This window comes from Vibrio sp. NC2 (assembly GCF_025195005.1).
Lineage (GTDB): Bacteria > Pseudomonadota > Gammaproteobacteria > Enterobacterales > Vibrionaceae > Vibrio > Vibrio splendidus.
In genome coordinates, this window is sequence record NZ_JANVFC010000037.1 from 1 (window position 1) to 11,669 (window position 11,669).

Sequence of the window (11,669 nt, forward strand, 5' to 3'; positions counted from 1 at the left end):
ACATCGCCAGGCTTTAAATATCGTTACTTGCATTAGCAATTAACAACATCATTAGTGTACTAATCTATTGATGACAATTTGTTGGAGGGATGGCTGAGTGGTCGAAAGCACCGGTCTTGAAAACCGGCAACCGTTAATAGCGGTTCTAGGGTTCAAATCCCTATCCCTCCACCACCATTGAAAAGCCCGCTGAGAAATCAGCGGGCTTTTTTCATATTTGTCGTTTAGAAAAACAAAAAAGAGCACTAAGGTGCTCTTTATCTGTGACTCCACACTTGCTTGTTATCACTTATAGATAACTAGTCTTGAAGGTATTTACCTTCAGCTACCTGCCAAAATGCTCTAATTAACGGATTTTCTAACTGCGATCGCTTACAGCACACTCCCAATTCAAACGGCTTGATTGGCTCTATTTTTAAGCGGTCGACTTTATCTCTCACAGGACTGTTGTTGATTACAACGTCTGGCGCAATACCAACCCCACAACCAAGGGCAACCATACTGACGATCGCTTCATGACCAGATACCTGAGCGTAAATATTGGGTTTTATCTTCATCTTTTTGAACCATGCGTTCGCACGTTCTCGTGCAGTACCTGCTTCTGGGATGATAAAAGGTACTTCATTCCAGTTTGGTTTCTCTGATTGCAGCTGCTGGCTAAAACTACTCACACCGGATGGGATGATGACTGACAGTGGTATATCGCTGATGGTTTCGAACTCTAACCTTGAGGGAAGAATGTCTGGCTTCGCTGAGATAGCAATATCTGCTTCATCATTTAAAATCTTGTCGATAGATTGAGCCGGATCGCCTGTAGAGAGCTTAAATTCAATGTACGGATGAATAGCTCTGAATTCAGTTATGAGCTCAGGTAGGTGGCTATAGCTAGCCGTTACCGAGCAAAATATGCGAATCTCACCTTTAAGTTCTTGCTCACCACCTTTCAGGTGAAGATTGTATTGCTGCCACTCTCCAACGATGCTTAATGCTACTGGCAATAGGTGCTTTCCTGCTGGAGTGAGATCAACACTGCGGTTATCTCTGATAAGCAATTCTTGCCCCGTTTCTTCTTCAAGCTTTTGTACTTGACGACTAAGTGCTGAAGGACTGACGTGCATAGCAGCAGCGGTTTTGCTGAAACTCTTGCTATCACATAAATGTATAAATAATTGTAGAGATTTTATGTTCATGTTTTGCGATCGTTTCCATGTTGCATTTATTGCAATAACTAATTGTGAATATATCACTTTCAGCAACGGAGTGTCTGTTTTAGTATGAAGTCATTCGATAGAGAGATATCGACCTTACGGACTTATTTTTAAAGGAGTGCCCTAGAATGGCTAACTATTTCAATACATTAAACCTTCGTGAACAACTAGACCAATTAGGTCGTTGCCGCTTCATGGATCGTGAAGAATTCACGACAGAAGCTGAATATCTTGAAGGTAAGAAAATCGTAATTGTTGGTTGTGGTGCTCAAGGCCTAAACCAAGGTCTGAACATGCGTGATTCTGGCCTAGACGTATCTTACGCTCTACGCCAAGCGGCAATTGATGAAAAGCGTCAATCATTCAAAAACGCTGATGAAAACGGCTTTGTTGTGGGTAGCTACGAAACGCTAATCCCTCAAGCAGATCTAGTTATCAACCTTACTCCAGACAAACAACATACAAACGTTGTTGAAACAGTAATGCCTCTAATGAAGCAAGGCGCTGCTCTTGGTTACTCTCACGGCTTTAACGTTGTTGAAGAAGGCATGCAATTACGTGCTGACCTTACTGTAGTAATGGTTGCACCTAAGTGTCCAGGTTCTGAAGTTCGCGAAGAGTACAAGCGTGGCTTCGGTGTTCCAACGCTGATCGCTGTTCACCCAGAAAATGACCCTAAAGGCGAAGGCTGGGATATCGCTAAAGCTTGGGCTGCAGGTACTGGTGGTCACCGTGCAGGTTGCCTAGAGTCTTCATTCGTAGCTGAAGTTAAATCTGACCTTATGGGTGAGCAAACAATTCTATGTGGCATGCTACAAGCCGGCTCTATCGTATCTTACGAGAAGATGATTGCTGATGGCATCGAACCTGGCTACGCAGGTAAACTTCTACAATACGGTTGGGAAACGATTACTGAAGCACTTAAGTTCGGTGGCGTAACTCACATGATGGACCGTCTATCTAACCCAGCTAAAGTTAAAGCGTTTGAGCTTTCTGAAGAGCTTAAAGACCTAATGCGTCCACTTTACAATAAGCACATGGATGACATCATCTCTGGTCACTTCTCTAGCACTATGATGGCTGACTGGGCGAACGATGACGTGAACCTACTAGGCTGGCGTGAAGAGACAGGTGCAACTGCATTTGAAAACTACCCAACTTCTGACGTAGAAATCTCAGAGCAAGAGTACTTCGATAACGGTATCTTAATGGTTGCTATGGTTCGTGCCGGTGTTGAGCTAGCATTCGAAGCTATGACTGCATCTGGTATCATCGATGAGTCTGCTTACTACGAATCTCTACATGAGCTTCCACTAATCGCAAACACAGTTGCTCGTAAGCGTCTTTACGAAATGAACGTTGTAATCTCAGATACTGCTGAGTACGGTAACTACCTATTCGCTAACGTAGCAACACCGTTACTACGTGAGAAGTTCATGCCTTCAGTAGCAACTGACGTAATCGGCCGCGGTCTAGGTGAAACATCTAACCAAGTTGATAACGCTAAGCTAATTGAAGTAAACGAAGCTATCCGTAACCACCCTGTAGAGTACATTGGTGAAGAGCTACGTAGCTACATGAGCGACATGAAGCGCATCGCTGTAGGCGGTTAATTAGTCGCTTAGATACTGATAAATTTGCAGAAAAAGCGAAGCAGTATCACTAACTCCTTACAGGTTGGAGTTATAAATAAGCAACACAACATCTAATGAAAAGGCTTGGTCGCCGTTGACCAAGCCTTTTTGCTTTTAGTAACAAAGTCTTAAAAATCAATCAAATGAACATTGTTTGATCAGTCTTTGTCGACTTTCAGTTCTTGATTGATCTTCAGAAATACAAAAGGGTTGGTGCTTTCACACCAACCCTTTCAGTTTTCTTGCTTTACGCTTACTTGTCGGCAATCTTTGCTTCTAAGTCCGTTAGCTTTTGTTCCATTTCAGTCAGCTTTTGGCGAGTGCGCAGTAGTACTTGTGTTTGAACATCAAATTCTTCACGGCTTACAACGTCTAGCTTGTTCAGTTGGCCTTGGATAACCTGACGAACTTTTTGATCTACGTCTGAACCAAGCTCTTTTACTGGTTGAGGCATAGAATCGTGGATCTGCTTAGCAATCTGCTCTAGTTTTTTTGGATCAAACATATCAATTAAAACTCCTGAATATTTATCACTATTCTATTTAATCACACTTGATATGTCGCCTATGGCGTACAAAAAAAAGCCACCGAAGTAGCCTTTTTATTGTAATTACGACTTAGTGATTACTTATTATCAGCTAATTCTCTGTGCGCTGCTTTTGCTTCATCGACGCGAGCTAGCTTTTCTAGGTCTTTGTCTTCAACAAATACAGGTAGAGGTTTGTGTTTTTCAGCCAAGTAGCTGTAAATCACTGGCAGTACAAACAGAGTGAAGATAGTACCAATCGCTAGACCTGCAACGATTACGATACCAATACTGAAACGCTGAGCCGCACCCGCACCACTTGCGTACATCAGTGGGATTAGACCCGCGATCATCGCAGCCGTTGTCATCAGGATTGGACGAAGACGAACCTTCGCCGCTTCCATTACCGCTTCAATACGAGTCTTGTGATTGTGTAGCTGTTCTTCTTTCGCTACCTCACAGATCAAGATACCGTGCTTGGTAATCAGGCCGACCAAGGTGATCAAACCAACTTGCGAGTAGATGTTCATCGTCGCCGCACCCCAAGCTAGAGCTATTAGGGCACCACAAATCGCCAGTGGTACAGATACCATGATAACCAGTGGATCTTTTAGAGATTCAAACTGAATCGCCAATACCAAGAAGATGATAGCCAACGCTAAACCAAAGGTCGCGTATAGTGCGCTACCTTCTGTTACGTACTGACGAGCCTCACCCATGTAGTCATGGTTGTAACCGCTTGGTAGCTTAGTTGCTGCAATGTCTTCAAACCAATTGATAGCATCACCCATGGCTGCGCCAGGAGCAGGTACTGCACCAATCGTTGCTGAGTTTAATTGGTTGAAGTGAGGAAGAGAGCGAGGCTCTGCCACAACATCAATCGTAATTAAACTGCCTAGAGGAATTGCTTTACCATCTGCGCCACGAACATAGTAGTTGTTCATCGATTCAGGGTTTAAACGGAATTTACGTTCAACTTGAGGGATAACCTCGTAAGAACGACCATTCAAGTCGATACGGTTTACGTAACCATCAGACATCATAGTACCTAGAGTGATACCAATGTCTTGCATCGTCACGCCGTAAGCACCCGCTTTGTCTTTGTCGATATGGATCTTCATCGTTGCTGAGTCGTAATTCAAATCAAGATCTGAATAAACGAACAGCGGGTTTGTCGATACTTCGGCTAAGATCTCTGTCGTAATTTGGAATAGGCTCTCGAAGCTGTTCGGTGTTGTAATAACAAACTGAACAGGAAGGCCTGAACCTGCACCTGGAAGTTCTGGCATTTGGAAGGCTGTTACGGCCATACCAGGAACATCTTTCACCAAGTTACCAACACGGTTTGCTACTTCAGACTGGCTTGCTTCACGCTCACTCCATGGAACCATTGATGCGATACCAAAAGCTTGGTTTGCATTAGGAACACCTGTAAACACCTGCGCATACGCTACTTCTGGCTGATCAGACAGAAGGCTGTTTACGTCATTCATGGTGTTTTGCATGTAGTCCAAGTTCGCATTCGAAGGTGCTGTACCCATAAGCATGATTACACCTTTATCTTCTGAAGGCGCTAACTCACTAGGGATGAACTTGAATAACAGTGGCAAACTTGCAAATACGATGATAGCGAAGCCAATGAAGACTGGGCGATGCTGCATTACCGCGCCAAGCATACGCTCGTAGCGATTGGTCATGCCGTCTAGTACGCTATGTACTTTCTGCTCAAACTTGCTTGGCTCGGCGTGAGCTTTGAGCATTTTTGAACACATCATTGGCGATAACGTTAACGCCACAATGCCCGATACAAAAACAGCACCAGCAAGGGTTAGTGCAAACTCTTTAAACAACGAGCCTGTGATACCACCCATCATTGCGATAGGAGCATATACTGCACCTAGCGTTAATGTCATTGCGATAACGGGTACTGCAATTTCACGAGTACCGATGATGGCAGCTCGGAAAGGAGACTCCCCTAATTTTATATGCCGGTCGACGTTTTCCAATACAACGATGGCATCATCAACTACTAAGCCGATAGCCAGTACCATTGCCAGTAGCGTCATTAGGTTCCAAGAGAAGCCCATCGCCTGCATTACCATAGCCACACCAATTAGAGACAGTGGGATAGTAACGATCGGGATAAGAACCGCACGGAATGAACCTAAGAACAAAGTAATTACGACGAGTACAATTAATGCCGCTTCAAGAATGGTTTTAATAACCTCTTGAATGGATTCATTAATCGCAATAGTCGAGTCATACATGATATTCATCGAGATGTTACTTGGAAGGTTCTTCTCTAATTGAGGTAGAAGCTCAAGGACATCAGCGGCAATGTTGATAGGGTTCGCACTTGGTGCCGCGTTAATTGCTGCAACAACCGCTTCCTTACCGTTTGCACTCGCTCGGTAAATATCGTGGCTTTTTTCTAAAGAAACCTTAGCGATGTCAGACAGGCGAATAATTTCACCCTCGCCACTTTTAACGACTAAGTTCTCTAGCTCTTCAGTGTTTGATACTTGCGTATCGGCACTGCCGTTATAAAGAACGAATTCGCCAGTAGCTTGACCTGTCGCTGATTGGTAGTTGTTGGCATCCAATACCGACATAACATCAGTAGCGGTGAGGTTAACAGCTGCCATTTTTGACGGATCTAGCCATACGCGCAGTGCGTATTTCATACCACCATATAGGTCGACTTTAGATACACCATTTACCGTAAATAGCTGCGGGTTGATTACACGCTCTAGATAATCGGTAATTTGGCTTGATACGAGTTCATCACTGGTAAAACCAATATAAAGTACCGCGGTCGTTGAACCGGTCGACATAGTTACGGTTGGATCTTCGGCTTCTTTAGGGAGCTGAGACCGTACCGAGTTTGTCTTGGCCAGTATGTCTGACAACGCCGCATTTGGGTCGGTGTTCAACTTCATGTTTACGGTAATCGTAGAACTACCAAGTACAGAAGAAGAAGTCATATAGTCGATATTATCCGCTTGAGCCACAGCTTGTTCGAGGGGCTGGGTGATAAAGCCTTGGATAAGATCGGCACTTGCACCGTAGTAACTCGTGGTTACGGTTACGACGGTATTCGTCATTTCAGGGTATTCACGCACCTGCATTTTGAAGATTGCTTGTAAGCCAAGCAGAGCAATCAAAAAGCTGATGGATACCGCTAGAACTGGACGTTTAATAAAAACATCAGTAAAGCGCATTGTGCCTCCAGTTACAGCTTAGGTGTTTCAGATGGTGGAGTGATTGCATCACTTTCAACAACCTTAACTTTGGCACCGTTACTTAGACGTACTTGGCCAGAAGTTACAATCGTATCACCGGCTTTAACGCCTTCAAGGATGTGTGCAATCTCAGCGGTACGCTCACCTACTTTTACAACATGTTGAGCAACACGTTGAACGCCGTCTTCTTCCGTCAGGATGTAAACATTGTCACCATATAGAGTGAAAGTAATCGCTGTTTGAGGCAACGTTACTTGGTTCTCTAGCTTAGGCAGAATGATGTTAGCACGCGCAAACATGCCGCTACGAAGCTTGCCATCATTGTTTGGAATGTCTGCTTGAACTTGAATAAGACCACTTTGGATACTTACTGCGGGTTCAATGGCACTGATAGAGCCTTCAAACGGTTTCTCTGGGTAAGCATCAACAAAGATGTCGATAGCCTGACCAACATTGATACGAGAGATATCTGTTTGAGATACCGTAAAGCGTAGGCGCATCACACTGGTATCTTCTAAACGAACGATATCTGTACCTGATTGCAGGTATTGACCTAGGTACACGTTACGAATACCCACTTTGCCATCGAAAGGAGCACGAATTTCACGGCGTTCGATAGATGCTTTTAGGCTTTCAATATCAGCAGATAGAGAGTAGTAGTTTGCTTCTGCTTCATCGTATGCTTCTTTTGAAATAGAACCTTTCTTATACAGGCCTTGGTAGCGTTTGTATTTTGCTTTTGCCGCAGGCAGGCGAGCTTCAGAACTCTTTAGATTTGCCTTTTCTACGCCAGAATCAAGACGAACAAGAAGTTGGTCATTTTTAACATCAGTACCAGAACCAAAAGAGATTTGGTCAATAACACCGCTGGTTTCATTCGCTAGCGTGACACCTTGGTTAGGTTCGATGAAGCCGATAGCTTCAATTACTGGAACCCAGTCGATCGGCTGAACTTCAGTAACCGTTACTGGAAACTCTGGTTCAGGGCGGTTGGCCATATACTCAGCAATTTTTTGTTGTTTGAACATGTTGAACCCAATAACGCTGCCGAAAAGAAGTACAGCGATGAGTAACATGAAGAAAGTCCACTTTTTCATTATGGTCAAAACTCCGATCTAGTGTTTAATTATTGCATCCCAACTGGCTTCTATTGCAGATTCTAGTTCTGCCTCGTCGAGTTGGTAAAATCCTAAAGAATGCTTTCGCGCTAGAGATACACTAGCCGCTAAGCTCAAGCCGCTTAATACTTCATTATCAAGTGGTTTAAACAGTCCTTGCTCTTTACCCTCATTAAATAGCAGCTCAACTTGGGCAAACATTTTACGTTCTAGTTCCCTGAAGTTTAGGCTATTTGTGATGGGCAGTGAGTCATATTGAACCCGATTTTTTATCGCGGCTAAGTTCGTTCCCGCTAAGTTCCATATGTTCAACCACATAGTACGGTAGCGTTGCTTAATTGGATCCGAATCATCAACCCCTTCTTGAACAGCATCTGCTACTCGTTGAGTCACGAGCACTCGAACATCATCTATCAAGTGATCTTTATCGTCGAAGTAGCGGTAGATAGTGCCTGCAGCAACTCCCGCCTCTTTGGCTAATTTTTGCATTGAAAGGCCTTGAAAGCCGACCTCCGCAATGAGTTTTTCAGCGGCAGAAAGTATTTGTTGGCGTTTATCCTGAGGTGCATGAGTTGTCATTATTCCATCACCAGTGAATGAACGTTCATTCATTATAGCCCAAGAACCATACACATGTGCAACAAAGTTTTACACAAGTCGCGTAAAAATCTTGTATAAGAGAACGTAGCATTCGTGGTGTTGCAGCATTATTATAGGCGCGCAATTGAATTCGCCCCTCTAGACCAAATTGAGAATCAAATGAGACTGAACCCAAGACAAGATGAAGCCGTGAAGTATGTTTCTGGTCCCTGCTTAGTATTAGCGGGCGCTGGATCGGGTAAAACACGTGTTATCACCAACAAGATTGCTTACTTGGTTCAAGAGTGTGGCTACAAGGCTCGTAATATTGCAGCGGTAACCTTTACCAATAAAGCGGCACGCGAGATGAAAGAGCGTGTGGGTCAAACTCTGGGTAAAGGTGAATCTAAAGGTCTGATCGTTTCAACGTTCCATACCATGGGTTTAACTATCATTCGCCGAGAATACAAAGCGCTGGGTTTGAAAGCGGGCTTCTCGTTATTTGATGACCAAGACCAGTTAGCTCTACTTAAAGAACTAACTGAAACACAGATCGATGGTGATAAGGATCTGCTGCGTTCTTTGATGAGTACCATCTCAAATTGGAAGAATGACATGCTGACGCCAGATCAAGCGAAAGCAAGGGCCCAAGGTGAACAAGAACAGTTGTTTGCATTCTGTTTTGAGATGTATCAGAAACAGATGAAAGCCTATAACGCACTCGATTTTGATGATCTGATTGCGATGCCAGTATTGCTACTGAAAACCAATCAAGAAGTGCGTGAACGCTGGCAGTCTCGTATTCGTTATTTGCTGGTCGATGAATATCAGGATACCAACACTAGCCAATATGAGTTGGTTCGTTTACTGGTGGGGGAACGTGGTCGTTTGACGGTCGTAGGTGATGATGACCAATCTATTTACTCATGGCGTGGCGCAAAACCACAAAACTTGGTTCTGCTAGGTGAGGATTACCCTAACCTACGTTTGATCAAATTAGAGCAAAACTACCGCTCGACCAGTCGAATTTTGCGAGCAGCGAATATCTTGATCGCCAACAATCCGCACGTCTATGAGAAGTCACTGTTCTCTGAGATCCCAGATGGTGAAAAGCTCAAGGTATTAAATGCTAAGAATGAAGAGCATGAAGCAGAGCGTATTACCGGTGAGATCATCGCCCACAAATTTTTGAATCGCACAGAATACAAAGATTACGCAGTGCTTTACCGCGGTAACCACCAATCTCGCTTGATTGAAAAAGCCTTGATGCAGAACCGTGTGCCTTACAAAATCTCAGGCGGTACATCCTTTTTCGCCAGAGCAGAAATTAAAGACATCATGGCTTACCTACGTGTGTTGGTGAACCCTGATGATGACAACGCCTTCCTGCGTATTGTAAACACACCACGTCGTGAGATCGGCCCAGTTACGCTTGAAAAATTAGGCAGCTACGCCAACATGCGCGGTAAAAGCCTGTTTGAAGCCAGCTTCGAAATGGGCTTAGAGCAAACGCTGACGGGCCGTGGTTTGGAAAACCTGCGTCGTTTCAGCGATTGGATTGTTCGTATCTCGGATAATGCAGAGCGTGGTAATACAGTTGAGGCGGTTCGCTCTTTGGTTCGTGACATTAATTACGAAGATTGGCTCTACGAAACCTCTCCAAGCCCGAAAGCCGCTGAAATGCGAATGAAAAACGTGTCTGATCTCTATAGCTGGATTGTGGCCGACCTCGAAGGTGATAATTATGATAAAGAAGAGAAGACGCTACGAGAGGTTGTTCAACGTTTAACTTTGCGCGACATGATGGAGCGTGGGGAAGATAATGACGATGCAGACCAAGTTCAACTAATGACATTGCACGCTTCGAAAGGCCTAGAGTTTCCGTATGTATTCTTGATGGGGGCCGAAGAGGGCATCTTGCCACACCAAACCAGTGTTGATGAAGGTAATGTAGAAGAAGAGCGTCGTCTTATGTATGTAGGGATTACGCGAGCGCAGAAAGAGCTGACTTTTACTAAGTGTCGTGAACGTCGTCAGTATGGTGAATTGATTAAGCCAACACAAAGCCGCTTCCTTGACGAGTTGCCGCATGATGATGTGGAGTGGGAAAGCGTTAAGAAACCACAATCCGCTGAAGAAAGAATGGAAAAAGGACAGGCACACATTGCTAATATTCGTGCGATGTTCAATAAGAAGTAATGCTCTGCTTTTATAGCACTATGTATAGAAGCCAATAAAAAAGGTGACCATGAGGTCACCTTTTTTGAATCTGGCATTTTTAATTACAGAACGGTAAATTACAGACCAGCAATCATGTGCTCGATAGCATCTTTGATTTCGTCGTCTGAACAGTCCATACATGAACCTTTCGCTGGCATTGCATTAAAGCCGTTGATTGCGTGGTTAGCTAGGATATCGCGACCTTGAGCAATACGAGGTCCCCAATCACCAGCATCACCTGTTTTAGGTGCGCCACTTACGCCAGATGCGTGACAAGCGATACAAAAGGTACCATAAACTGTTGCGCCATCACGAGGGCCTGTTGGTTCTGCGACTACTGGTTCGCTGCCGACTAGGTAAACTTGACCAACTGGTTTGATGCGTTCAGCAATTGCATCTTGCTCTGCTTCGCTAAGGCCTGAAGCCATTGCGCCAGTTGAAAAGGTTAAAACTGCGATGACAACGCTTAAAATTCGACGAGACATATCCATTAAACTCACTTTACATTCCCAAGGTAAGTACGTGCTTACCAATTTATAGTGTTGGAGGGTGTTTTGGCTTCACCAGCAAAGAGCAACTGTTAAACCAATGTAAATAATGGGTGATTATATCCCGATAAGTTGTTGCAATAAACAACAACTTATAAGCTGTGGCGGGTTGTAGTACTCAAATAAGGGGTTTATCACATATTAACTGTCGAAAAAGAGACCAAACAGAAAAAAAAGTTAAAAAAGTACTAGACGGCATTGGGTGATATACGTATTATTCCACTCCGCCGACAGGGCATGCGCCTGTAGCTCAGCTGGATAGAGCGTTGGCCTCCGGAGCCAAAGGCCGAAGGTTCGAATCCTTTCAGGCGCGCCATCCGGTCTCTTACTTCGGTAAGTGAGAAATTGGCAAAAAAGAAATAATGGTGGCTATAGCTCAGTTGGTAGAGCCCTGGATTGTGATTCCGGTGGTCGCGAGTTCGAATCTCGTTAGCCACCCCATTCTTTCTTTACAAAATATCGGTAGCTTCGGCTTCCAGTGTTGATTCATTATTCCCAAGAGTCGATACAAAATTAGTCGGTGAATAGCGCAGCTTGGTAGCGCATCTGGTTTGGGACCAGAGGGTCGGGGGTTCGAATCCCTCTTCACCGACC

At 44.3% G+C, this 11,669-nt stretch carries 8 protein-coding genes and 4 tRNA genes; 6 read left to right on the top strand and 6 right to left on the bottom strand.

Going from position 1 to position 11,669, the window contains the following annotated elements:
- The first annotated feature begins 83 nt into the window (after positions 1–83).
- Positions 84–174, top strand: a tRNA-Ser gene (locus NX845_RS23170).
- Between the two features lie 125 nt (positions 175–299).
- Here NX845_RS23170 and ilvY read toward each other — a convergent pair.
- Entirely contained in the window at positions 300–1,190 is an 891-nt protein-coding gene (ilvY, locus tag NX845_RS23175) for an HTH-type transcriptional activator IlvY (RefSeq protein WP_029225377.1), read from the bottom strand.
- Between the two features lie 146 nt (positions 1,191–1,336).
- Between ilvY and ilvC the strand changes: the two genes are divergently transcribed.
- The gene (gene ilvC / locus NX845_RS23180) at positions 1,337–2,821 is read left to right on the top strand and encodes a ketol-acid reductoisomerase (protein WP_004735786.1); all 1,485 of its coding nucleotides are present in this window, start codon (positions 1,337–1,339) and stop codon (positions 2,819–2,821) included.
- 274 nt (positions 2,822–3,095) lie between these two features.
- Here ilvC and NX845_RS23185 read toward each other — a convergent pair whose 3' ends face one another.
- From NX845_RS23185 to NX845_RS23200, 4 genes are all read right to left on the bottom strand, one after another.
- Positions 3,096–3,347 (bottom strand): ubiquinone biosynthesis accessory factor UbiK, encoded by a 252-nt coding sequence (locus tag NX845_RS23185; RefSeq protein ID WP_004735787.1) that lies wholly within the window; start codon positions 3,345–3,347, stop codon positions 3,096–3,098.
- Between the two features lie 119 nt (positions 3,348–3,466).
- Complete coding sequence (locus NX845_RS23190) at positions 3,467–6,589, bottom strand: multidrug efflux RND transporter permease subunit (RefSeq protein WP_065682892.1); 3,123 nt, start codon at positions 6,587–6,589, stop codon at positions 3,467–3,469.
- Between the two features lie 11 nt (positions 6,590–6,600).
- On the bottom strand, positions 6,601–7,707 hold the full coding sequence (locus NX845_RS23195) for an efflux RND transporter periplasmic adaptor subunit (RefSeq protein ID WP_065682891.1): 1,107 nt from the start codon (positions 7,705–7,707) through the stop codon (positions 6,601–6,603).
- An 18-nt stretch (positions 7,708–7,725) separates the two neighbouring features.
- Complete coding sequence (locus NX845_RS23200) at positions 7,726–8,307, bottom strand: TetR/AcrR family transcriptional regulator (RefSeq protein ID WP_198137852.1); 582 nt, start codon at positions 8,305–8,307, stop codon at positions 7,726–7,728.
- Positions 8,308–8,487: 180 nt separating this feature from the next.
- On the opposite strand from NX845_RS23200, the gene rep reads away from it, so the two are divergent.
- Entirely contained in the window at positions 8,488–10,506 is a 2,019-nt protein-coding gene (rep, locus tag NX845_RS23205; protein WP_004735791.1) for a DNA helicase Rep, read from the top strand.
- Positions 10,507–10,604: 98 nt separating this feature from the next.
- Here the strand turns inward: rep and NX845_RS23210 are convergent, their stop codons facing one another.
- Complete coding sequence (locus tag NX845_RS23210) at positions 10,605–11,018, bottom strand: cytochrome c5 family protein (RefSeq protein ID WP_004735792.1); 414 nt, start codon at positions 11,016–11,018, stop codon at positions 10,605–10,607.
- 296 nt (positions 11,019–11,314) lie between these two features.
- Here NX845_RS23210 and NX845_RS23215 point away from each other — a divergent pair.
- From NX845_RS23215 to NX845_RS23225, 3 genes are all read left to right on the top strand, one after another.
- Positions 11,315–11,391: transfer RNA gene (locus tag NX845_RS23215), tRNA-Arg, on the top strand.
- A 49-nt stretch (positions 11,392–11,440) separates the two neighbouring features.
- Positions 11,441–11,516 (top strand) — tRNA-His (locus NX845_RS23220).
- A 77-nt stretch (positions 11,517–11,593) separates the two neighbouring features.
- A tRNA-Pro gene (locus NX845_RS23225) sits at positions 11,594–11,667 on the top strand.
- Positions 11,668–11,669 lie beyond the last annotated feature (2 nt).